The following is a 23,677-nucleotide window of genomic DNA, read 5'->3' as shown; positions in this document are numbered from 1 at the left end:
GCGGACGACCTGGCCGGCGCCTCGCTGGTCACCGCGTCCGCGCTGCTCGACGTGCTCACCCGTGAGGAGATCGAGGCGCTCGCCGCGGCCTGCGCGGGCGCCGGGGTTCCCGCTCTGCTGACCCTGTCGGTCGTGGGCCGCGTGGACCTCGTCCCCGCGCACCCCATGGACGCCGAGATCGCCGAGGCGTTCAACGCCCACCAGCGTGCGAGCGATCTGCTCGGCCCGGACGCGATCACCACGGCCTGCGAGGCCTTCGCCCAGCAGGGCGCCACGGTCCGGGTCCACCCGAGCCCGTGGCAGCTCGACACGCGACACACGGACCTCACCGAGGAGTGGCTGCGCGGCTGGGTCGGCGCCGCCTGCGAACAGCGCCCCGAACTCACCGAGCGCGCCGACGCCTACCTCCGCGACCGCCTCCGGGCAAGCGCGGCCGGTGAACTCCGCGTCGTCGTCCACCACAGCGACCTCCTGGCCCTGCCCCGGCCGACGGGCGGAGTCTCATGACAGCGCCGGTGGAGGAAACGGTCGAGGCCCACCCGTCGGCGACGGGGGACCGCATACGGGTACGTCCACGCGGAGTCCGAGCCCGCGTGAAGGCGAGCGCACCCGCGGCCCGGGCGGTGCGCGCGATCGCGCCGGACACGGTTTCGCACGGGCTGCCGACGACCGTGGCGGCGCCGGACACGGTTTCGCACGGGCTGCCGACGACCGTGGCGGCGCCGGACACGGTTTCGCACGGGCTGCCGATTACTGTGGCGCCGCCGGACACGGAACTGCGCGGGGCACTCTCGGACATGACCGCTGACGGGCCTTCGGCCACGCCGGACTGCCGTGCGGTTTCGACGGACGAGGCCTCGACGGACGCGGCCTCGGTCTTGGCTTCCAGTGGGTCCGTGTCCACCCCGGAGCCCCGTAGGGGGGCGACGGACGTGCGGACGAAGTCGGTCGTCGGTCACCGCGCCGAGGCCGACGCGGTGTCCCGTGAGGTGACGGCACGCGTGAGCGGTGCCCGGTCCGCGGCCCCGGTGATGTCCGGTGCGACGCCGGGCGGCACCTCGCCGGAGGCTCTCGCGGAGTCCCACCCCCGCCCCACCTCCAAGTTCACCCGCGCCCTGCGTACCCACTTCGGCACGCTTGCCGGAACGGTCATCCTCGCTGTCATCTTCTGGCAGATGGGTACCGGCGTGTTCGTGGACGGGCTGCGGCGGATCGACGGTGGGACGCTGGGGGCGGCGATCGGGATCGGCGTGCTGACCACGGTGTTCAGCGCATGGCGCTGGTGCGCGGTGACGCGGGCGCTGGGCATCACGCTGCCGCTCGGGCCGGCCGTCGCGGACTACTACCGCGCGCTGTTCCTCAACGCGGCGCTGCCCGGCGGTGTCCTCGGCGATGTGCACCGGGCGGTGCGGCACGGGAAGAGCTCCGGGGACATGGGCCGGGGCGTGCGCGCGGTGGTGATCGAGCGCACCGCGGGCCAGTTGGTGCTGGCAGTCGTGGGCGTAACGGTCCTGCTGGTGCTGCCGTCCCCGGTGCTGGAGCAGACCCGCCACGCCGCGGGCGTGACGGTGCTCGCCGCGCTGGGCGCGCTGGCGATCTGGGCGGCGGTCCGGATGGGCCGGAAGCCGAGCGCGGCCGGAGGCCGGGGCCGCCGGGTCCGGGCCGTCCTCGCCGAGGCGCGAGGCGCGTTGCTGAACCGCGACAGCGGGCCCGCCGTGCTGATCTCGTCCGTGGCGGTGCTGGCCGGATACGTGGCGATGTTCCTGCTCGCCGCACGCGTCGCCGGGTCCGCCGTGACCCCGCTGGAGCTGCTGCCCCTCGCGTTGCTGGCCCTGATCGCCATGAGCCTGCCGCTCAACGTCGGCGGCTGGGGCCCCCGAGAGGGCGTCACCGCCTGGTCCTTCGGCGCCGCCGGCCTGGGCGCCTCCCAGGGACTGACCGTGGCCGTCGTCTACGGCGTGCTCAGCTTCGCGGCCGCCCTGCCAGGGGCCCTCGTGCTCGTCGGACGCTGGTACGGCTCCGTGCGAGCCCGCCGTCAGTCGCCGGACGAGGCGGTCGCCGACGGCATCTCCGGCGGAACCGCTCCCTTGTCCCAGGCGTCCGAGGTGACCAACGAGAAGTACGCCCCGAAGGAATGGACGAACCCTGCCAGCAACTCCTTCCCCTTCGCGGCGGACGCCAGGGACGGACGGCCGATGACACCGGAATCGGTGTAGGCCGACATACCGAGGGAGAGGAGATGACGGCGGTCGTCGGCAAGGAAATCAGTGGTCTCGTGTCCGGGCCGGACCAATTCGGGATGGCAATGCAGAAGTATGGAGGTCTCAATTTCTCCCGCATGCATATCACTGAGCAACGAGGTCTGTACGCCCGCCCGTTCGCGTGCGGCGTCCCAGTCTTCCATCGCCGGGAAAAGCGCCATTCGATGTCCCGCCGCGGTGGATTCCTGGACGACATTGCCCAGAACGTAATTCCCGCCGTGTCCGTTCACCACCACCAGCGCCTCGACGCCCGACCGGCGCAGGGACGCGGCGATGTCGCGGACCATCGCGTGCAGGGTCGTCGCGGAAATGCTGACGGTGCCCGGCCAGGCCGCGTGCTCGTGCGAGCAGGCGATGGTCACGGGCGGCAGGAGGTGCACCGGATACGCGGCGGCTATCTCCTGGGCTATGGCGCAGGCGACGAGCGTGTCGGTGGCCAGCGGCAGATACGGCCCGTGCTGCTCGTAGCTGCCGACGGGAAGCACGGCGACCTGCCGGCCGGCGCCCGCCGCACGCGCGCGGACGTCCGCGGTGGTGTCGGTGGGCAGCAGACCGGCTACCGTCGGCTGCGGCCCTCGTCCCGCGGACTGCGAACCGGACTGCGAATCGGACTTCGATCCCGAACTGCTCATCTTTTCACGGCCTTTCGTCTCTGCTGATGCTCCGTCATTTTCGCATGACGGCAGGGCTTACCAGATAGGAACCAGATCATGACAGAAAATGTTGGTGTACTCGGCACGAATGCCCAGTCCTCCGGCGCCGTACGCGTGGTCAACGCCCCCCTGCCCACGACCTACGGCGACTTCGAGGCCGTAGGCTATCTCGACCAGGACCGCGGCGAGGAACAAGTGGCGCTGGTGTACGGGGACATCAGTGGCGGTGAGGGAATTCTCATCCGGCTGCACTCGGAGTGCCTCACCGGTGACGCGTTCGGTTCCCAGCACTGCGAATGCGGCGAGCAACTCGACAGCGCGCTCAAGGCCATCGTCGCGGAGGGCCGCGGCATCCTCGTCTATCTGCGCGGCCACGAGGGGCGCGGCATCGGCCTGCTCGCCAAGCTCCAGGCGATGAAGCTCCAGGCGGAGGGCCTGGACACGGTCGAGGCGAACCTCGCCCTCGGCCTGCCGGTCGACGCCCGCGACTACCGGGTGGCGGCCGAGATGCTGCACGACCTCGGCGTACGGTCGGTCCGGCTGATGTCGAACAACCCGCGCAAGCGCGAGGCGCTGATGCGCCACGGCATCGACGTCGCCGAGCAGGTGCCGCTGCTGATAACGCCGTGTGAGGACAACATCACCTACCTGCGCACCAAGCGCGAGCGGCTCGACCACTACCTGCCGCACCTGGACGCGGTGGTCCACTCGTCCTGAGTGCCGGGGTTCGCGCGGCGGCCGTCCGGGAGGCGACTCCCCCATCGGCCGCCGCGCCCGCCGCGCGTTCGTCCTCAGGCGCTCCGCATGAACGTTCGCCTGTGGTGGAAGACCTGACTCCGTCGGGCAATCCGTCCACGGTCGGACGAAGGGAGCGTTCGTGATCCGCAGCGCACGGGTCGTCGTCATCGGCGGAGGCGTCATCGGGACCAGCATCGCCTACCACCTGGCCGCCGCCGGAGTGGACGACGTCGTCCTCGTCGAACGCGACGAACTGGCCTCCGGATCGACGGCGAGGGCCGCCGGCGGGGTCCGTGCGCAGTTCTCCGACGAACTCAACATCCAGCTCGGCGCCCGCAGCCTGGAGGCGTTCGACCGCTTCAGGCAGGAGCTGGGCCACGACATCGGACTGCACCGGGTCGGCTACCTCTTCCTCCTGACGACCCCGGACGAGGTCGCCCAGTTCGAGGCGGGCGTACAGCTCCAGAACGATCTGGGGGTGCCCAGCCGCATGGTCGATCCCGCCGAGGCGCAGCGGCTCTCCCCACTGATCTCCACCGAGGGCCTGCTCGCCGCCGCGTTCTCGCCCGACGACGGGCACTGCACCCCCGAGTCCGTGGTCCACGGCTATGCCGCCGGGGCCCGCCGCCACGGGGCGACCGTGCTGCGCAACTGCGAGGTCCTGGGCATCGAGACCTGGCGGGACACGATCACCGCGGTGGTCACGAGCAAGGGCCGTATCGTCACCGACACGGTCGTGTGCGCGGCCGGCGCCTGGTCCCGGTCGGTCGGCGCCATGGTCGGCGTGGACCTCCCGGTGGAACCCCTGCGCCGCCAGATCGCCGTCACGGAACCGTTCCCCGGCCTCCCCCCGAACCTCCCCATGACGATCGACTTCGCCAGCAGCCTCTACTTCCACACAGAGGGCCCCGGCCTCCTGGTCGGCATGTCCGACCCCGACGAACGGCCCGGCTTCGCCACCGACACCCACGACCGCTGGATCCCCCGCCTGTACGAGGCCATGGAGCGCCGCGCGCCCGGCCTGCTCGACCTGCGCCGGACGGGCGGCTGGGCGGGCCTGTACGAGATCACGCCGGACCACAACGCCCTGATCGGTGAGGCCGGTTCGTGCTCCCGCTTCCTGTACGCGACCGGGTTCTCCGGCCATGGGTTCCTCCAGGGCCCGGCGGTCGGCGAGGTGGTCCGCGACCTGTACCTCGGGCGCGTACCCTTCGTCGACATCAGCCCGCTGAGCGTCGACCGGTTCACGGCCGACTCCCTGCGCCCGGAGGCCAACCTCGTATGACCGATCTCCACTTGTGGCTCCGCCACGAGACTCGCACCACCGAACGCCGCACCCCGATCGCGCCGTCCGACGCGGCGCGGCTCGTCGCGAGCGGAGCGCGGATCACCGTCGAGGAATCCCCGCAGCGGATCTTCCCCGTGGAGGCGTACGAGGAGGCCGGGTGCCAGGTCGCCGACCCCGGCTCGTGGGTGTCGGCCTCGGCGCAAGCGGTGATCGTAGGACTCAAGGAACTTCCTGATTCCCCCGCCGAGCTGACTCACCGTCACATCTTCTTCGGGCACGCCTACAAGGGACAGCCCGGTGCCGAGACGCTGCTGCGCAGGTTCGCGGCCGGGGGCGGTACGCTGCTCGACCTGGAGTATCTGGTGGACGACCAGGACCGCAGGCTCGCCGCCTTCGGTTTCTGGGCCGGTTATCTGGGCGCGGCCCTCGCCGTGCTCCACCACCGGGGTGTCCTGCGGGCCCCTCTCCAGCACACCTCCAAGGAGGCGATGGAGGCGGAACTCCGTGCGTCCAGCGGCGACTTGAGGGCGCTGGTGATCGGCGCTCTGGGCCGCAGCGGCCGGGGTGCGCGCGTGGCGCTCGGCGAGGCGGGCGTCGAGCCGACCTGCTGGGACCTGGCCGAGACCCGCGACCTGGACCGACCGGCGCTGCTGGCCCACGAGTTGCTGGTCAACACCGTCCTGACGACCAGCCCGGTCCCGCCCTTCCTGACGGACAAGGACCTCGACGGACCGGACCGCCGGCTCAGGACCCTCTGCGACGTCACCGTCGACGTCGGCTCACCCATGAACGTGCTGCCGGTCTACGACACGACCACGGAATGGGACCACCCGGTACGGCGGCTGCGCGAACACCCCCCGCTCGATCTCATCGCCATCGACAACCTGCCCTCCCTGCTGCCCCGGGAGGCGAGCACCGACTTCTCGGCCGCTCTGCTGCCACAGCTGCTGGACTTCGAGACCGGCGGGGCATGGGGCCGCTGCCTGGACCGGTTCCGTCAGGTGAGCGGCCAACTGGGCCTGGCAGAAAGGTAGTTGTCTGATGACTGAGGTGGTCCCCGCGAGCGGCACCGTCCATTGGGTCGGTGCCGGCCTGTCCACGGGCAGCGGCCTGGCGGCGCTGTGCGACACCGCCGCCCGAGTACGGCTGTGGCACCGCACCGAGGCGCGCGCCGAGCGGGCCCTGGCAGCGCTGGGGCTGACGGGCCGCGCCGAGCCCCGCGCGTACACCCTGCCGGCACTCGCGGCCGAACTCGCGCCCGGAGACGTGGTGGTCTCGATGCTCCCGGCCCCGGACCACGCCCCGCTGCTCGACGCGTGCGTCGGGGCGCGGGCCCACTTCGCCTGCTCCAGCTATGTCTCGGACGCGGTCCTGGAGCTGGTGCCGGCCGCAGAGGCCGCGGGGGTCACCGTCCTCACCGAGGCGGGCCTGGACCCGGGCATCGACCACCTCTTCGCGCACAGCCTGATCGGGCGGGCGACCGAGGCGATCGGACCGGAGACCGCCGCCTCGTACACCCTCACCTCGTACTGCGGCGGCGTCCCGGCCGTACCCAACGACTTCAGGTACCGCTTCAGCTGGGCGCCGGCCGGTGTGCTCAACGCCCTGCGCTCACCGGCCCGTTACATCGAGGACGGCGCCGAGACGACGGCCGACCGCCCCTGGACGGCCACCCGCCCGCACGTGATCGACGGCGAGACCTTCGAGGCCTACCCCAACCGCGACAGCGTCCCCTTCGTCACCCAGTACGGCCTCCCACCGGCCTGGAAACCGAGGACCTTCGTCCGAGGCACCCTCCGCCTCGACGGCTGGCTCACCGCCTGGGAACCGGTCTTCGCGGAGCTGGAAAACGACGACGACCAGCGCATCGCCGCGCTGGCCCGCGAACTGGCGGCCCGCTACCCGACCACCGACGCCGACCGCGACCGAGTCGTCCTGGCCGTCTCCCTCGACGTCCACACCGGTTCGGGTGAGGAGTGGTCCGGCCGCTACCTCCTCGACGTCGTCGGCACGGAGGAGGAGAGCGCGATGGCCCGCCTGGTGTCCCGCCCCCTCGCTCTCGGGGTGGGACACATCCTGGACGGCTCACTGCCGGCGGGCCTCAGCCGGGCGGCGCAGACGGGCGGGCGATCCGAGGCATGGCTGGCCGAACTGGCGCAGGCGGGTGTGCAGTTCACCTCGCGAATCGACTAGGGGTTACGGTCCGCGCCCCTTCTTTCAGGGGCGCGGGGAAACCGCGCGACAAGCCCCCACCGATCCGCGGTCACGTCACCGGATCAGGCCACCACGGCCGCATGCGCCAACCGCTTCAACTCCGGATACACGGAGAACGACGACCTCCTGCGTACCTGCGTCATGAACTGAACCGTCAGATCCCGGCGCGGATCCACCCAGAAGATCGTCGTCGCGGCCCCGGTCCAGCCGAACCTGCCGAGCGAGGACGGGCATTCGGTCACGGAGGGGTCGACCACCACGGACACCCCGAGCCCGAAGCCGACGCCCACATTGCCCCGCTGCCGATGGAACGCACTGCCGTGGGTGTGGATGTCGACGCCCCCCGGCAACTGGTTGGTGGCCATCATGTCGACCGACTCGGCGGAGAGCAGCCGCACACCGTCGAGTTCACCGCGGCGCCGCAGGAACTCGGCGAAGCGGTGGTAGTCCCGGGCGGTGGCGACCAAGCCGCCGCTGCCGGACAGGAACCGCGGCCGGCCGCGCAGCGGGAGGCCGGGGACGGGCGCGATCGAGCCGTCCTCCTGCTCGCCGTACAACTCGGCCAGCCGGTCCGCCCGTTCGGGGGTGACCTGGAAGCCCGCGTCGGTCATGTCGAGCGGGCCGAGGATCCGCCCGGCGAAGAACTCGTCGAGGGCCTGCCCCGAAACCACCTCGACGATCCGGCCGAGAACGTTGGTGGAGACCGAGTAGTTCCACTGCGAGCCCGGCTCGAACTGCAGGGGCAGGCTCGCGTACTCCGCGCACGTCTGCGCCAGGTTGGCGCCCGGCCGGACGGAGTTCTCCAGGCCCGCGTCGCGGTAGAGCGCGTCGACGGGGTGGTCGTAGTAGAAGCCGAAGGTCAGGCCCGAGGTGTGGGTCATCAGGTGGCGGACGAGGATCGGCTGCTCGGCCGGGCGGGTCCGGACGTCGGCGCCCTCACCGGACTCGTACACGCGCGGCTCGGCGAACTCCGGGAGGTAGCGGGAGACCGGGTCCGAGAGCGACAGCCGTCCTTCCTCGATCAGTATCAGTGCGGCGACCGACGTGACGGGTTTCGTCATGGAGTACACCCGCCACAACGTGTCCGTCTCGACGGGGAGTTGTGCCTTGCGGTCGCGCTGTCCGTACGTCGTGAGGTGGGCGACGCGACCGCCGCGGGCGAGGGACAGCAGGTAGCCGGGCAGCCGGCCCTCGTCGACCTGAAGGGCCAGGTACTCGTCCAGACGGGCCAGAGTCTTTGGGTCGAGTCCGGCCTCGCGCGGCTCGACCTCTCGGCGCAGTCGTTCCATGGTGGTTCTCCTCCGGTGGCCCGGGTTACGGCTCGCGTTCATCCTTCTTGCCTTCATCGTTCCGTACTGATCGCGTTCCATCCCTCGCGGGGTGGGCGGGTCGGGGCATTCGTACGGCAAGCGGCGCACCGAGCGCGGCCACCCCGGCCAGGAGCAGCAGCGCGGGGCCCGTGCCGAGCGTCATGAGCGTGGTCGCGGCCGCCACACCCAGCGTCGGGCCGATGTTCATCGCGGTCTGCTGAAGCCCGCCCGCCACCCCCGCCGACTCCGGCGGCGCATGCCGTACGACGACGGCGGTCGCGGTGACCATCAGCGCGCCGAAACCGGCCCCCAGCAGCAGGAATCCGCCCCCGATCACCACCGTCGACGATCCAGGGCCGAGCCGGGACAGCGCCAGGACCCCGGCGGTGAGCAGCACCGACCCCGTGAGGGCCGTGGGGCGGGCGCCCCACCGGCGCAGCAGTACGGCCGACAGCGGCGCCCCGAGCACCATCATCACGCCGCCGGGCAGCGCGACGAGGCTCGTGCGCAGCGGATCCATGCCGAGGACGTCCTGGAGGACGAAGCTGCACACGAACAGCGCGCCGAGCATCGCCGCCGACGCGGCCACCAGCACCCCGAGCGCCGCACACACCGTGGCCGAGCCCAGCACGGCCGGTGGCAACAGCGGGTCGGGGGTACGCCGTTCATGCCGTACGAGGGCGATGGCGGAGGCGGCGGCGATCAGCAGGCCGAGCACGCCGGTCGCCGTCCAGCCGTGCTCAGGCACCCCGACCAGCGTGTGCACGAGAGCCGCCAGGGCCACGGCGAGCAGCGCTGCGCCGGGCAGGTCGAGGCGGGTGATGGGCGCCTGCTTCGTCCGCTCCGTCTCCGGGGGGCGCACCGTCAGTGCCAGCAGGCCCATGACCAGCGCCGGTACGACGTTGAGGAAGAACACCGCCCGCCAGCCCAGCTGCGTGACGAGCACACCGCCGACCAGCGGACCGGCGGCGGCCGCCACACCGATGGCGCTGGTCCGCAGCGCGATGGGCATCCCCAGCCGGTCGGGCGGGAACGCCGCTCGCAGCATCCCGAGCGTGGCGGGCTGCAACAGCGCGCCGAACACGCCCTGGGCGACCCGCAACCCGATCACCCAGCCCACACCGGACGCGAACCCGATGCCGGCGGAGGCCGCGCCGAACCCCAACACCCCCCAGGCGAAGACTCGTTGATAGCCGAACCGGTCACCCAGCCGCCCCGCGAACACCAACAACCCCGCCACCGCGATCAGATACCCGGTGCTGGTCCACTGCACCTCGGTGAGGGACGCGTCCAGGTCCCTTCGCAGAGTCGGCTGAGCGATCGTCAGCACCGTTCCGTCGAGGGCGACGATCACGGCACCGAGCACACTGTTCGCGAGGGTGAGACGGCGGTGCGGTGCGGATATCGGTGCGGATATCGGTGCGCCCCGGTCGGCACCTGCCTCCGTCGTGGATGCCGTCATCACCCCTCGCTCCCCAGGTGCGCGTCCAGCGCGGTGTGCAGCAGGGGTGCGAAGGCGTCGGCGCCCGTGGTGAGTTGGAGGCTGCCCCACGTCCACAGCTGGGCGATGCCGTAGAGGTTCGCCAGCAACGCGCCCGCGACGAGCCGCGCGTCGGCGTCGGGCCGGGCCCGCCCGACGAGATCCACCAGCAGGGAGAAGACCGGCAGGCTGGCGCCTCGCAGACCCAACTCGTTGCTCTCCAACAGATCATGACGGAACATCAGCTCGTGCATGCCCCGGTTGGTGAGCGCGAAGTCGAGATACACCCGCCCCAGCGTCGCGATCTGCTCACGCGGACTCGCCGTACCGTCCCCGATTGCCGCGACTCCCTTGCCCGCCAGCTCCTCGAAGCCCCGGCGCGCGATGGCCGACAACAGCTCCAGGTGGGTCGGGAAGTGGCGGCGCGGCGCCCCGTGCGACACCCCCGCCCGCCGCGCGATCTCCCGCAGAGACAGCGCCTGGACGCCCTCCGCCGTCACCAACTCGACCCCGACATCGACCAGCCGGGACCGCAGCCCTGTGTTCGACTCGCTCATGGACACTGTCTACCAAGGAAAGGTAGACAGTGTCTACTCGCTGGTCCACTCGCTGGTCCACTCGTTGGTGTGGTCGGCCGCCTTCTCCAGTACGCACAGGTCCCCACTGTCGGGGTCGCCGATGTACATCCACAGGACGGGGTCCTTCGACGTGCCCCGGGCGTCGTACTGGGTCCACACCCCGCCGGGCGTGAACGTGAGGTCGACCTCCGAGACGGGGTTGCCCGTGCCGGGGTCGTCCCAGGTGTCGTGTTCCCAGGTGCCCGCGCCGGGGTCCGGCGCGACGGCGCCATCGAGGTCGTCGTCGCTGAAGTCGCCGCAGATGCCGTCCGAGGCGAACGTCCCGTCCTCCATCAGCACCAGACGCCCACCCTGCTCGTCCACCCAGGTGCCCGTGACCTCGGCCGTGCTGATGGCCAGAGGCTCCCCGTCAGGGATGGGGACCGACAGTCGGCTCACCACGACCAGCACGGCCGGCGTGCCCGCCCCGAGCAGGAAGAGCAGGCCGCACCCCGCCGCGCCGACGAGCGGGACGATCAGAGCGATCCTCCAGCGCCGCCGGCTGGTCTCGGACGAAGGCCACCCCTCCCACGGGGGCGGGGTGGCTCTGTACGGGTCCTCGGCGCGCTTCATTCTTCCCCCTGGCAGCAGTGCCGCATGGTCGCGACAGCTCGGTCATCATGCCCCTGACCTGCGCGGCTCTTCGCGTCGGGGTCGCTCTCGCGGTACCCGGCGCCACGCACGAGTCCCCGGGCACCTCGGGGGTGTCCGGGGACTCGGGTCGGGACTCGGTCGTGGCTCAGGCCGCGACGCGCTCCCGGTCGTTCTTCTCGCGCGGGGTGCGGGTGCCGAGCAGTTCGGTCGGGATCTTGTGGGTCTCGCGGGCGGTGAGGGCGGCGAGGACCGGCGGGATGCACAGGGCCGAAGTGAAGAGGGCCACGGCGAACCAGCCGTCGCCGTCCGGGCCGGCGATCTGCGCGGCGAAGGTGACGGCGAAACCGGCGATGGCGAAGCCGATCTGGGTGCCGATGGCCATGCCGGACAGCCGGACGCGGGTGGAGAACATCTCGCCGTAGAAGGAGGGCCAGATGCCGTTCGCGGCGCTGTAGACCACACCGAAGGTGACGATGCCGAGGATCAGGATCAGCGGGTAGGCGCCGGTGGAGATCGCCCACAGGTAGACGAACATCATCACCGCGCTGCCGGCCGAGCCGATCAGGAACACCGGCCGGCGGCCGATGCGGTCGGAGAGCGTGGCCCACAGCGGGATCGCTGCGAGCGCGACCAGGTTGGCGAGCGCGCCCACCCACAGCATGGAGGAACGGGACAGCCCGACCGACTCGCTCGTACCGTACGCCAGTGCCCACACGGTGAAGATCGTGGAGACGGAGGCGACCAGCGCGCCCGCGATCACCCGCAGCACGTCAGCCCAGTGCTCGCGCATGAGGATCGCGAGCGGCAGCTTGGCGACGCCCTCGGACTCGGTCTGCTGGGTGAAGGCCGGTGTCTCCTCCAGAGTGCGGCGGATGACATAGCCGACGACGGCGACCGCGATGCTCATCCAGAACGGGACACGCCAGCCCCAGGACAGCAACTGGTCCTCGGGGAGTGCGGCGATCGGGATGAAGACCAGGGTGGCGAGCAACTGCCCGCCCTGGGTGCCGCTGAGGGTGAAACTGGTGAAGAAGCCACGCCGGTCCGACGGCGCGTGTTCCAGCGTCATGGAGTTCGCGCTCGCCTGCTCACCGGCCGCCGAGATGCCCTGCAGGACACGGCAGAGCACCAGGAGGACCGGGGCGAGGGTGCCGACCTGGTCGCGGGTGGGGAGGCAGCCGATGAGGAACGTCGACACACCCATCAGGATCAGGGTGAAGACCATGATCTTCTTGCGGCCCACCCGGTCGCCGAAGTGCCCGAGGAACAGCGCGCCGATCGGCCGCGCCGCGTACGCGACACCGAACGTGGCCAGCGACAGCAGGGTCGCGGTGGCCGGGTCGGACTCGTCGAAGAAGACCGTCGGGAAGATCAGGGCGGCGGCGCTGCCGTAGATGAAGAAGTCGTAGTACTCCAGGGCGCTGCCGATCCAGGCGGCCGTAGCGGCTTTCCTTGGCTGGCCGGGGGGTGCGGCGGGGACGGACACGGCGTGCTCCTTCAAGGGATCTCCACCTTAGGCGGAGTGAAGCGGAGGGAGGCAGGTACTGCTGGGGGGAGGGGTGCCGGATCCCTGGGGGTGACGGGGCGGCCGTGCCGGGTGCTACCCGGCTAATTAACGCACTGGATAGTTAGTAGCGGTTGGCTACGGATGTTGCGCCGACGTTTCCCGGGTGTCAAGAGGTCATGCCGAAGGATCTTCCGGCCGAGACCCGACCGAGACCGTTCCGCTTCCCCGCAGGCGGGCCGCGATGTGGTGCGCGGTTCGTCGCCGGTCCGTCGCGCGGTCCGTCGGGCGGTCCGCCGCGCGGTCCGCCGTCGGTTTCGTCGGTTCGTCGTCAGTCCGTCGCGCGGTCCGCCGTCAGGTAGGCGATCACCATGTCGCCGAGCATCTGGCGGTAGTGCTCGCGCTGTCCGGGGTCGATCAGGTCGCGGCCGAAGAGGGCGCCGAAGGTGTGCCGGTTGGCGACGCGGAAGAAGCAGAAGGCGCTGATCATCGCGTGCAGATCGACGGCGTCGACGTCGGCCGTGAACAGGCCCGACTTCTGGCCCGACTCCAGGATCCGGCGGATCACGTCCAGTGCGGGCGAGCCGATCTTGCCGAGCATCTCGGAGGAGGCGATGTGCTCGGCCTCGTGGATGTTCTCGATGCTGACCAGACGGATGAAGTCGGGGTGCGCCTCGTGGTGGTCGAACGTCACCTCGGCGAGCCGGCGGATGGCCGCGACCGGGTCCAGATGCTCGACGTCCAGCTCCTGCTCCGTCTGCCGGATCACGGAGTACGCCCGCTCCAGCACGGCGGTGAACAGCTGCTCCTTGCCGCCGAAGTAGTAGTAGATCATCCGCTTCGTGGTGCGGGTCCGGGCGGCGATCTCGTCGACCCGGGCACCGGCGAACCCGGAACGGGCGAACTCCCTGGTCGCGACGTCGAGGATCTCGGCCTTGGTGCGGGCGGCGTCACGGATGCGCCCGTTCGGTCGTGCCGGTTCTTCGACGCTGGTCATCGCGTTCCTTCGGGCAAGGGGCCAGTGACCGCGATTGTAGAAGCCCGCACCCCTCGGCCCGGCGCCGAGTTCCCCGTCGAGCCGGCGGTCGCGTTCGCGAAGGGGTCTTCCCAGGCGCGGCCTCGGCTGCTATGACTAACGTACTAGTTCGTACATTAGTGAGCCGCTCAGGAGGCCCCGCCGTGCCCAAGGTCTCGAACCCTGTCTCTTCGCAGGACTCGTATCTCGTCGGCCTCATCGGCTCCGGTATCGGGCCCTCCCTCAGCCCCGCCCTGCACGAGCGCGAGGCCGACCGGCAGGGCCTGCGCTATGTGTACCGGCTGATCGACATCGACGACCTCGGAGTCGGGCCGGAGGCGGTCGGCGATCTCGTGCGCGCCGCCCGTGACCTGGGCTTCGACGGGCTGAACATCACACACCCGTGCAAGCAGCTCGTCATCGAGCACCTCGACGGGCTCGCCCCACAGGCCGCCGCGCTCGGCGCGGTCAACACCGTCGTCTTCGAGGACGGCCGTGCCGTCGGCCACAACACGGACGTCACCGGTTTCGCCGCGTCCTTCGCCCGCGGCCTGCCCGACGCCCCGCTGGAGAAGGTGGTGCAGCTGGGCGCCGGGGGCGCGGGTGCGGCCGTCGCCCACGCCACGCTCACCCTCGGCGCGGAGCACGTCACCGTCGTCGACGCGATGCCCGACCGGGCGACCGGCCTCGCCACCTCCCTCAACCGGCACTTCGGTCCTGGGCGGGCCGCCGCGGCGACGCCGGACACGCTGCCGGTACTGCTGGGCGCGGCCGACGGGGTCGTCCACGCGACGCCCACCGGGATGGCCGCGCACCCCGGGCTTCCCTTCGCCGCGGAGTTGCTGCATCCCGGGCTGTGGGTGGCGGAGGTGGTGTACCGGCCGCTGGAGACGGAACTGTTGCGGGCCGCTCGGGATCTCGGCTGCGCCACGCTGGATGGGGGAGGGATGGCGGTGTTCCAGGCGGTTGACGCGTTCCGCTTGTTCACCGGGCTCGAGCCGGACGCTTCGCGGATGCTGGCCGACATCGCCGAGTTGGCCGGGGTCGCCGGAGTTCGTAACTAAGCACCGCGACGGCAGTCAGGTACGTCGGCTGCGGGTCCGTCGTGGCTGATCGCGCAGTTCCCCGCGCCCCTTACGGGGCACGAGCCGGGCTTTGAGGAGTTTCCTATGCGTACATCCATCGCCACCGTCTCCCTCAGCGGGTCCCTCACCGAGAAGCTCACGGCCGCCGCGCGGGCCGGCTTCGACGGGGTGGAGATCTTCGAGAACGATCTGCTCGCCAGCCCGCTCGCGCCCGAGGAGGTGCGGGCTCGCTGTGCGGATCTGGGGCTGAGCATCGATCTCTATCAGCCGATGCGGGACATCGAGGCCGTACCTGCGGAGGTGTTCGACCGGAATCTGCGGCGCGCCCGCCACAAGTTCGAGCTGATGCGCCGCCTTGGCGTCGACACGGTACTCGTCTGCTCCAGCGTCCATCCGCTCGCCGAGGACGACGACGCGCTCGCCGCGTATCATCTGCGCCAACTGGCCCGTCTGGCAGAGGAGTTCGGCATTCGGGTCGCGTACGAGGCGCTGGCCTGGGGGCGGCACGTCAGTACGTACGACCATGCGTGGCGCATCGTCGAGGCGGCCGATCATCCCGCGCTCGGGACCTGCCTGGACAGCTTCCACATCCTGGCCCGGGGCTCCGATCCCAAGGGCATCGAGGACATCCCGGGCGAGAAGATCTTCTTTCTCCAGCTCGCCGACGCTCCGCTGATGGCGATGGACGTGCTGCAGTGGAGCCGGCACTACCGGTGTTTCCCGGGGCAGGGCGGCTTCGACGTCACGGGGCTGGTCAAGCATGTGAGGGCGGCCGGATACGACGGACCGCTGTCGCTGGAGGTCTTCAACGATGTCTTCCGGCAGGCCGAGGCGGGCCCCACCGCCGTCGACGCCCACCGCTCGCTGCTGATGCTCCAGGAGGCGGCCGGCATCGCCGCGCTGCCGGAGCGGGTGGTGCCCACGGGTGTCGCCTTCACCGAACTCGTCACGCCCGACGCCGAACCGGTGGGCGCGCTGCTCGGCGCGCTCGGCTTCGCCCGGACCGCCCGGCACCGGAGCAAGCCGGTGGACCTGTGGCAGCAGGGCGAGGCGCGCGTGCTGGTCAACACCGGCCCGGCCGCGCGGCGCGACGGCACGCAGCTCGCCGCGATCGGACTGGAGTCACCGGACCCGGCCGGCGCCGCCCGCCGCGCCGAGGCCCTGCTCGCGCCGGTGCTGCCGCGCCGCCGGGCCGCCGAGGACGCGCCGCTGGACGCGGTGGCCGCACCCGACGGCACGGAACTCTTCTTCTGCGCGACGGCCCGTCCCGAACTCTCCAGCTGGACCGGGGACTTCCGGCCCGTGGAGCACACGGAGGCCGCGGGCCACGTCCACCGCGTCGACCATCTCGCCCTGACCCAGCCCTGGCACCAGTTCGACGAGGCGGCCCTCTTCCACCGCACGGTGCTCGGCCTGCACGCCAGCGACAGCGTCGATGTCGCCGACCCCTACGGCCTGTTCCGCAGCCGGCCGGTGACCAACGAGGACGGCAGCGTCCGGATCGCCCTCAGCGTCGGCCCGGCCCCGACCGACGACACGGCCCGCGCCCAGCACATCGCCCTCACCACGGACGACGTCGTCGCCGCGGCCCGTGCCTTCCGCACGGCCGGGGGCCGACTGCTCGCCGTCCCCGCGAACTACTACGACGACCTGGCCGCACGGTTCGAGTTCGCCGACGGCGAGCTGGAGACGTACCGTGAACTCGGCATCCTCTACGACCGTGACGCGGACGGCGAGTTCCGCCACTGCTACACCGAGACCGTCGGCCGCGTCTTCTTCGAACTCGTCCAGCGGGACGGCGGCTACAAGGGCTACGGCGCACAGAACGCGCCCGTGCGCCTTGCCGCCCAGCACCTCCAACGTCCGGTCAGATAAAGGGAGTTGGCGGCTACTGGCGGCTGACCGTGCGCGTCACACCCGTGACGACCGTCGTCGCCAGGATCCAGCCGGTGATGACGAGGACGTACGACAGCCACTGGGTCGGGCCCTCGGGCGCGAACGCCCGCTCCTGTCCGAAGTCGATGACGGGCAGGAGCAGGTCGAGGGTGTAGAAGACGGGGTTGAACTCCGGGGCCTCGTCCGCCTTGAGCGGCTCCGGCGGCTGCACCGCGTACGCCACCGAGCCCACCACCATCAGCGACAGCAGCCAGACGGCCGCGCGCAGGGGACGGAAGCCGTAGCCGACGGTGGCGTCCTGGGCGTAGCCCCAGAGCCGCCCGTGCCAGCGGAGCGTGGCGCGATGGCGGCGCTGTTTGGCGAGCTGGACCCGCCGGGCGGCGTCCTCGTCACCGATCCTGCGGTATGCGGCGGTCAACTGCTCGTAGGAGTACGGCAGATACGCCTCCCCGTCCCGTTCCAGCATGGGCAGCCGCCGCTGGGCGGGCTCGTGCGGAATGAGGGAGGTGTAGGTGAGGCTGTTCAGGAGGACCTGCTCCGGCAGCATGTCCGGCTCCACGAACAGCACCTCTATCTGGGCGCGGCGCATGTTGAGGACGCCCTCCACCGGAGGGCCGTTGCGCAGCCACAGTTCGCTGATGACGGAACTGCTCACCCGCAACGCCGTCCCGCCGGGGTTCGACAGCCGTGCGTACGACAGCTCCAGCCAGCCGCCCACCCGGGCACCGCGCAGCTCGACCCGGCCGTGTATGTCCGAGTGCCGGAGCACGACGTCGGACTCGGTGGTGAGTGCCTCCGCACTGAGGGCGGTGCCGCCGGGCCGGTGGAACCGCGCCCGCCTCAGGTCGACCGCGCCGGCGACATGGGCGCCGCCGAGCCGGACCTCGCCGCTCGCGCGCAGCCCGGGAGCGCACAACTCCTCCCCGATCTCCGCCTGGTTGAGCCGCAGCGCGGGCTCGTCGTCCGGCGCGGTGAACTCGGCCCGCTCCATGAAGAGGGTGCCGGAGATCTGCGCCCCGGTGAGCTTCACCGGCCCCCGGAACCGGCATTCGGTCAACCGCAGCCCGCCGTCGACCCGCACCCGGGCCGAACGCAGGCCGGGAAGCACGGACCTGGTCAGATTGAGGTAGGTGAACTGTGCGCCAGAGAAGTCGGGGACCTCGTCGAAGTGGCACTCGCTCAGCCGTACGACGCTGTCGACCGTCGCGTACTTCAGTTCCAGCCTGCCGGTGATCCGGGCGCCCGCGATCTTGAGGGCGGCGACCTCGCCCTCCTCCTGGGGAGCGGTGAGCAGTAACGCCCTCAGTACCCGGGCCCGCACGGTCCGCTCCGGGCCCCACCCGGCGCCGTCCGCCGCGTTCTCGTCCTCGGCGGTGCCGGAGTCCACGGCCCTGAAGTCCACGGCCGCGCCCAGCGGGAAGGCCTCCCACACCCGCCGCTCGGCCGCCGTCAGATCGTTGATCATCATCACTCGGGACTCTCACCCGGAACGCTTGTACCTGTCAACAACCGGGATCCGGCCGCGCGTTCCGGCCGAACCCCGGCCGACGCCCCGGCCGCTAGTGAGCCCAGGCCTCGTCGTGGGACCGGTGCGCGTCCGTGAGACCGTTCGAGAAGAACTGTTCGTAGTACTCGTTCTCCACGTGGTGGACCTGGAGCCACACGCCCGGGACATGGATCGCGTCCGTGTGGGCCGGGAAACGGCCGTGCGTGCGGAGGATGTACTCGCAGATGTCACGGGCGCAGTCGATCACCCGCTCCTCGTACTCGCTGGCCTCGGTGAGATAGCGCTGCCCGTAGTCCTCCCGGTAGATCCGGGCGAAGACGTCCCGGTCGGTGTAGACGCCGTTCCGGCCGAACTTCTCCTGGATGATCGTCTCCACGGCCTCCGACATCGTCCCGAACATGGGCGGGCACGCGGCGGCGATCAGCGGGGCGCCGCCGTCGGGGGAGGGGAGCCGGACCGGGTGCGAGCGCACCTTGGCGTACTTCGGCAGGGGGATGTGCCAGCGCCAGATGTCGGCCGGACGCCAGCGCGGGGTGACGAAGTCGAAGCCGAGCATTTTGCCGTACGCCCGGGAGAACTTCGGGTCGCCGAGGGCGATCTGCGGGTTGATGGTGGCGTGGATCCAGGCGCCCAGGCCCATCGCCTCGGCCGTGAGCATCAGGTTCTGCAGGAGCAGGTCCGCCTCGATCTGGGTGCGCATCGGGCCGAGGGCACCGAGGGGCAGCTTCAGATCCCCGTTGAGGAAGCCGTTCCTCACCCACTTCTTCACCCCGGCGGGACGGTAGAAGTTGCGGTCGTCCACGAGTGTCGGGCGGGCCCCGTCCGGCTGCGTGAGCAGATACATCAGCGCGTTGACGTACTGGTGGGAGAGGTCGACCACCGGGAACAGCAGGGTCGTTCCGGGGAGGTTGGACAGGAAGCGGTTCGAGTCCAGGTATGCCGGGAAGTCCCGCTTGTCGGGAGCGACGTCGAGGCGGTGGTCAAGGACCTTCACCTTCGCCTCGCGCGCCCGCGCCACCAGGGTCTCGGCGTCGAACGGCTCGTCCGGCGCGGGCTTCAGCCTGCGCAGGAAGTACGTGCCCGAGTCGTTGACGAGGAAGAAGTGGGTGCCCTGCGCGTTGTCCGGGCTCCCGGCTGTGCGGCCCGCCATCGTCAGGTTGGGCTTGGACATGATGGGTGTGCCGTTGTCCGGGTCCTCGAAGGGCCGGTCGGGCATGGTGAGCCCCGTGGTGCCGGTGATCGCGATCAGCACCGCCTCCTCCAGCTCGGAGAGGGGCTGCACCGCGTTGCGGGACGTGTAGGTCATGGTCCCGGCGGACACCTTGGCGCCCCGGCTCACGCGGTGCGTACGGCGGCGCCACACGGTCCGCAGCAGTGGGCGCCCGAAGAGGTCGGCGAGTCCCGGGTGGGTGGTGGCGACGGTCGTGCCGGGCTGCTCCTGGACGGCGAGCTGTTCGCCCGCCCCGGGTATCGCGGACAGCTCCTGGGCTCCGGGCAGCTCTGACTGCTCGTCGGTGAACGTCATTCGTTTTCCCCCGTTGCGTGGTTCGGGCCCGGGGTGCGTCACACCCCGGGCCTTGTGTCACGGCGTCATGGTGAACCGCCGTCGCTCGTACCGCCGTTGCCCGTGGTGTGCACCGTCCGCCACGGCGCGAAGGCGCTCGCGCCGCGCGGCAGCAGCGGAGCCAGCTCCGGGCAGTGGCGCAGGACCACGGAGTTCATGCCGCCCTTCTCGACCCAGTCGATGCCGAGCGGTGTGTAGACCTCGGGTCGGTAGTCGACGGTCAGGAACCGGTCGCTCTGCAGGCGCCGGCTGGCCATCAGGATGAAGATGCGGAACGCGGTGTCGCTGAACCCGAAGCCCTCCGGCGGGTTCTCCGCGAACAGCCCGACCACGGTGTCGATCTCGTCGACGTTCCGGTAGACGTCCTTCAGCCGGGCCAGCGTCTGCGGGTTCTCGGTCAGCTCCTCGAAGGAACGGATCCGTCCCCTGTGCAGCCCGGCCCGGAAGTCGTTGTAGCGCGGCACACCGCGCCGGCGCGTCCGGACGAGGTCGACGACCGACAGGTCGACGATCTCCCCGTCGCGCTCGAAGCGCTGCAGCGAGCGCGGGAAGTTGTGCAGCGTGATCGCACCCGGATGGGCGATGCCGAAGGAGTACAGCGAGTTCGCGAGGCCCGTCTTGCGGATCTGCGACTCGGCCGCCCCGCCCTGGATGTCCAGGAAACCCACTGTCTCCAGCCGCCGCCCGAACTGGTGCTCCCGCAGCTCGTAGTCGTCCGGGATCAGCGGATGCATGCGGTAGACGGTCGTGAAGTCCTCGGTCAGCGAGTACGGCGCCGCGTGGTGGTCCGGCAGCGTCTTGGGGATACCGGTCAGCGAGTGTGCCTCGAACAGCCACAGGCCCAGCTGGTTGAGCCAACTCTTGGGCGGCCCCGACCAGTTGGTGTTCAGCGCCAGATCGATCGCCTCGGTGGCGAGGATCGCCGGGGTCCACTCCACGGTGTGGATCTTCGCGATCAGCGCGGACACCACGAGCCGGGCCGTGTGGTAGACCCTCTCCTCGCTCATCGACGGGTACTCGGCGCGCAGCGCGTCGCACACCGCGTTGTGCTCCCGCGCGAACAGCGTGTGCATCGCGCTGAGCCCCATCCACCAGCTCTCGTTGAACCCGGTGAGCGGAATGCCGTTCGACCCGCCCGGCAGGTGGCCGTCCTCCAGGCGGAGTTTCGCACCCCCGCCCGACTCGCGCAGGAAGCGCGCGGTCCGCTCGTTCTCGCCGTACACCTCGGAGCCGTCCCACCAGTGCGAGGCGGAGTTGGCGAACAGGATCGGCGGGCGGCCGGGCGCCTCGACGCCCTCGTTCTCCGCGAACCGCATCACGCGTTCGGTCGGCCCGCCCGGCACGTTCTGCCAGTCCCCGTCGAAGCCGGGCGGCAGTGGTACCTCCACACTGCGGTCACCGGTCTTGTACCGCCGGTGGTTCACCCAGTCGTGCACCTGGAACTGGATCCACGCCGCCGCCAGCACATTGAGCGAGGTCGCCGGCACGAAGCTCTCCCGGTACAGCAGCTGCCTGCTGACCGTGACCGGGTTCGGCGTGTCGAAGGTGTCCGGCCGGTAGTCCGGCTTCAGGTTCCGCCCGAAGGCGGCCCCCACCGCACCCATCCCCGGCTCCGACAGATCATTGTACGTCCCGTCGTACGACCGCTCCGTGCGCAGCCGCTCCGGAACCGGCTCCGGCACCGGCTGGGCCTTCGGCGGCGCCTCGCGCACCTCCGTGTCGATCAGGTTCAGCTTGCGCAGTACCTTCCGCAGGAACACCAGGTTCAGCAGGCTCAGCGACAACGGCAGCCGGTGCCACGGCACGACACGGTTCAGCAGCCCGAAGACGGCCTCCACGGGGCGGCCGATCACCCTGTTGCGCAAGGGTTCCGCGGTGACGAAGCGCAGCCCGAGACGGTGCGCACCACCCGCCTGATACCCCGCCTTCCGCGCCCGGTTGATATTGCCCAATGGCCGGAAAGCGTCGGTCGTGTACCAGGGGTTGAAGGTCAGATCCTCGATCCGGCGCGCGGCCGCCCGGGCCTCGGCGCCGTCCAGCTCCTGGGCGGGGATGGTGAGCCGGGCGATCGGCACCGCCGGTGCCACCGCGTCCTTCCACTCCACCGCCGCGTCCTCGATCGGTGTGCGCCGCTCGTCCACGTACCGTTGCACACACAAATCGAACGCCACGTCAGCCTGCCCGAGGCGTCGTGCCAGCTCCCGGTGCAGGAAGTCCGGGTCCCGGCGATCGGGCTCGGCCGCCGTCGGCGTACCGGGCGCGGGCCGCAACAGATACCGCACGGGCCCGGCCTCGCCCCACAGAATGGCCCCCCGGCTCCAATAGGTCTCATTGGCAAGGGAGTTGACGGTCCGCCGGGTCGCTGCCTGCACATTGCGCCGCATCCGCGTGGCCGTCCCCAGCCCCACCGCCAACGGCAGCTTCACGAACAGCCCGAGCGCCTTCCGCAGCGGACTCCGGGCCCCCGCCATGGCCTTGGCGAACGCCACGAACTCCCGCGCGTTGCTCGCGTGCGACACCGGAAAGCTGGTGGCGAGCAGGTCATGGCTCACGCCCTCCGCCACCTGCACCCGTACTGCCGCGCCCCGCAGGTCCGGCGAGCCGTCGCCCTGCCGGATGCCGCTCGCGTTGGACAGCCGGACCACCGCCGGGTAGTCGGCACCCGGCTGCGCGAAGCCGACCCGCAGCGCCACCGGAAGGTCGTCGTGGAACCGCAGCCGCGCGTTCTCCACACCCAACGGGGCCTTCGCGTGGAACGCCCGCGCGATCCCGCCACCCCCGGCCCGCCGGTTCCTGACCTGGACCCCCATCAGCTCCCGCGCCAACCGCTCGAACACGAGCCGCTCGGCCTCGGGGCTGCCACCTTCGTACCGCTCGTACCGCTCATCGTGCTGCCCGGTCTCGGCCATCGGCGTTTCCTTCGTACAAAGGCATACGGGATGCATGCGACGTGCATACGGGACAGAGGCCGCACGCTACCGGCGGCGGGGTTCCGGCCACAGCGACAGTTCGCGCCATGTACACATCTGATAATAATGCGGGTGAATATCGCATTCCGCCATGTCGGTGGTGCCTTCGAGGGCGGGGGTAGCGTGATCGACATGACTGTCGATCGTGGGGCGCCGGACTTTCCGGACGGCGGCGAAGCGCTCGTCGGAGGCATGGTGAACGCCGGCGCGGTCTTCCGGCGGGGCTCCCTCGTCGACCGCCCGGCGCCGCGCACCGCGCCCGCCCTCCACGCCCACCTCCGCGCGCTGCGGCGGCACGGATTCGAAGGGGCGCCCCTGCCCGTCGGCCTCACGCCCGGCGGCCGCGAGCAGCTGACCTTCGTCCCCGGCGACGTGGCACTGCCGCCGTTCCCTGCCTGGGCGCTGACGGAGACCGCCCTCGCGTCTGTGGGGAGCGTGCTACGCGGCCTGCACACAGCGAGTGCCGCCCTTCCGGTCGACACCCGCGCCGAGTGGCCCCGCGACCTGGCCGACCCCGAGGGCGGACCGATCCTGTGCCACAACGACGTCTGCCCCGACAACGTCGTCTTCCGCGACGGCCGCGCCACCGCCCTGATCGACTTCGATCTGGCCGCTCCGGGCCGCCCGCTCTGGGACGTGGCCATGGCGGCCCGCTACTGGATCCCCATGCTCGACCCCGAATCCGCGGCGGCCCTCTACCCGGGCGGCACCCTGGAAGCCCCCCGACGCCTACGCGTCCTCGCCGACAGCTACGGCCTTTCCACCGCCGACCGCGCCGAGCTGCCCGACGTCATCGAACAGGCCACAGAGGTCTGCCGAGCCTTCGTAGCCGCACGCGTGGCCGAGGGGGATCCCGTCTACCGCCGGGCCTTGGCGGAGCGTGGCGGCTGGACCCGCTGGGACCGTATCCAGACATGGCTGACGACCCACCGCGATCGGTTCACCGCAGCACTCCTGCCCTAAGGCCCCGCGCCCCAAAGGG

General features: G+C 71.0%; 17 protein-coding genes and 2 pseudogenes. 9 read left to right on the top strand and 10 right to left on the bottom strand.

Annotated elements, in window-relative coordinates:
• Both ACFU53_RS33780 and ACFU53_RS33775 read left to right on the top strand, forming a co-directional pair.
• A pseudogene (locus ACFU53_RS33780) lies at positions 1 to 507 on the top strand (SAM-dependent methyltransferase); the annotation flags it as partial.
• Positions 504 to 1,922, top strand: a pseudogene (locus tag ACFU53_RS33775) (lysylphosphatidylglycerol synthase domain-containing protein); the annotation flags it as partial. The pseudogenes ACFU53_RS33780 and ACFU53_RS33775, both read left to right, overlap by 4 nt.
• Positions 1,923 to 2,035: 113 nt before the next feature.
• Here the strand turns inward: ACFU53_RS33775 and ACFU53_RS33770 are convergent.
• Complete coding sequence (locus ACFU53_RS33770) at positions 2,036 to 2,893, bottom strand: creatininase family protein (protein ID WP_384001097.1); 858 nt, start codon at positions 2,891 to 2,893, stop codon at positions 2,036 to 2,038.
• 78 nt (positions 2,894 to 2,971) lie between these two features.
• Between ACFU53_RS33770 and ribA the strand changes: the two genes are divergently transcribed.
• From ribA to ACFU53_RS33750, 4 genes are all read left to right on the top strand, one after another.
• On the top strand, positions 2,972 to 3,631 hold the full coding sequence (ribA, locus tag ACFU53_RS33765) for a GTP cyclohydrolase II (RefSeq protein WP_384001094.1): 660 nt from the start codon (positions 2,972 to 2,974) through the stop codon (positions 3,629 to 3,631).
• Between the two features lie 160 nt (positions 3,632 to 3,791).
• Positions 3,792 to 4,937, top strand: a complete 1,146-nt coding sequence (locus tag ACFU53_RS33760; RefSeq protein WP_384001090.1) for an NAD(P)/FAD-dependent oxidoreductase — start codon at positions 3,792 to 3,794, stop codon at positions 4,935 to 4,937.
• The gene (locus ACFU53_RS33755) at positions 4,934 to 5,974 is read left to right on the top strand and encodes a saccharopine dehydrogenase (protein WP_384001086.1); all 1,041 of its coding nucleotides are present in this window, start codon (positions 4,934 to 4,936) and stop codon (positions 5,972 to 5,974) included. The genes ACFU53_RS33760 and ACFU53_RS33755 overlap by 4 nt, the downstream gene beginning before the upstream one ends.
• 7 nt (positions 5,975 to 5,981) lie before the next feature.
• Complete coding sequence (locus ACFU53_RS33750) at positions 5,982 to 7,133, top strand: saccharopine dehydrogenase family protein (RefSeq protein WP_384001084.1); 1,152 nt, start codon at positions 5,982 to 5,984, stop codon at positions 7,131 to 7,133.
• 83 nt (positions 7,134 to 7,216) lie between these two features.
• Here the strand turns inward: ACFU53_RS33750 and ACFU53_RS33745 are convergent, their stop codons facing one another.
• The 6 genes from ACFU53_RS33745 to ACFU53_RS33720 form a co-directional block, all read right to left on the bottom strand.
• Positions 7,217 to 8,443, bottom strand: a complete 1,227-nt coding sequence (locus ACFU53_RS33745; RefSeq protein ID WP_384001081.1) for a serine hydrolase domain-containing protein — start codon at positions 8,441 to 8,443, stop codon at positions 7,217 to 7,219.
• Positions 8,444 to 8,468: 25 nt separating this feature from the next.
• Positions 8,469 to 9,926: an MFS transporter gene (locus ACFU53_RS33740; protein WP_384001078.1), complete on the bottom strand. Its 1,458-nt coding sequence runs from the start codon at positions 9,924 to 9,926 to the stop codon at positions 8,469 to 8,471.
• Positions 9,926 to 10,501: a TetR/AcrR family transcriptional regulator gene (locus ACFU53_RS33735; protein ID WP_384001075.1), complete on the bottom strand. Its 576-nt coding sequence runs from the start codon at positions 10,499 to 10,501 to the stop codon at positions 9,926 to 9,928. Before ACFU53_RS33735 ends, ACFU53_RS33740 begins: the two co-directional genes overlap by 1 nt.
• A 33-nt stretch (positions 10,502 to 10,534) precedes the next feature.
• Entirely contained in the window at positions 10,535 to 11,134 is a 600-nt protein-coding gene (locus ACFU53_RS33730; protein ID WP_384001072.1) for a hypothetical protein, read from the bottom strand.
• 166 nt (positions 11,135 to 11,300) lie between these two features.
• Positions 11,301 to 12,641 carry an MFS transporter gene (locus ACFU53_RS33725; protein WP_384001100.1) on the bottom strand — a complete coding sequence of 447 codons (1,341 nt, stop codon included), beginning with the start codon at positions 12,639 to 12,641 and terminating at the stop codon, positions 11,301 to 11,303.
• A gap of 349 nt (positions 12,642 to 12,990) precedes the next feature.
• Positions 12,991 to 13,656, bottom strand: a complete 666-nt coding sequence (locus ACFU53_RS33720) for a TetR/AcrR family transcriptional regulator (RefSeq protein WP_384001069.1) — start codon at positions 13,654 to 13,656, stop codon at positions 12,991 to 12,993.
• 182 nt (positions 13,657 to 13,838) lie between these two features.
• On the opposite strand from ACFU53_RS33720, the gene ACFU53_RS33715 reads away from it, so the two are divergent.
• Entirely contained in the window at positions 13,839 to 14,738 is a 900-nt protein-coding gene (locus tag ACFU53_RS33715) for a shikimate dehydrogenase (protein WP_384001066.1), read from the top strand.
• 105 nt (positions 14,739 to 14,843) lie between these two features.
• Positions 14,844 to 16,634 carry a bifunctional sugar phosphate isomerase/epimerase/4-hydroxyphenylpyruvate dioxygenase family protein gene (locus ACFU53_RS33710; RefSeq protein ID WP_384001063.1) on the top strand — a complete coding sequence of 597 codons (1,791 nt, stop codon included), beginning with the start codon at positions 14,844 to 14,846 and terminating at the stop codon, positions 16,632 to 16,634.
• A gap of 13 nt (positions 16,635 to 16,647) precedes the next feature.
• On the opposite strand, the gene ACFU53_RS33705 is transcribed toward ACFU53_RS33710, so the two are convergent.
• From ACFU53_RS33705 to ACFU53_RS33695, 3 genes are all read right to left on the bottom strand, one after another.
• On the bottom strand, positions 16,648 to 18,123 hold the full coding sequence (locus ACFU53_RS33705; protein WP_384001060.1) for a pentapeptide repeat-containing protein: 1,476 nt from the start codon (positions 18,121 to 18,123) through the stop codon (positions 16,648 to 16,650).
• 91 nt (positions 18,124 to 18,214) lie between these two features.
• On the bottom strand, positions 18,215 to 19,687 hold the full coding sequence (locus ACFU53_RS33700) for a hypothetical protein (RefSeq protein ID WP_384001057.1): 1,473 nt from the start codon (positions 19,685 to 19,687) through the stop codon (positions 18,215 to 18,217).
• A gap of 65 nt (positions 19,688 to 19,752) precedes the next feature.
• Positions 19,753 to 22,635 (bottom strand): peroxidase family protein, encoded by a 2,883-nt coding sequence (locus ACFU53_RS33695; protein ID WP_384001054.1) that lies wholly within the window; start codon positions 22,633 to 22,635, stop codon positions 19,753 to 19,755.
• A gap of 192 nt (positions 22,636 to 22,827) precedes the next feature.
• Between ACFU53_RS33695 and ACFU53_RS33690 the strand changes: the two genes are divergently transcribed.
• Positions 22,828 to 23,658, top strand: a complete 831-nt coding sequence (locus tag ACFU53_RS33690) for an aminoglycoside phosphotransferase family protein (protein WP_384001051.1) — start codon at positions 22,828 to 22,830, stop codon at positions 23,656 to 23,658.
• Positions 23,659 to 23,677 lie beyond the last annotated feature (19 nt).

The sequence above is a fragment of the Streptomyces sp. NPDC057474 genome (assembly GCF_042802555.1).
Taxonomy (GTDB): Bacteria; Actinomycetota; Actinomycetes; order Streptomycetales; family Streptomycetaceae; genus Streptomyces.
Note: the sequence above shows the minus strand (reverse complement) of the source record. Positions and strands in the feature narration are given on the sequence as shown.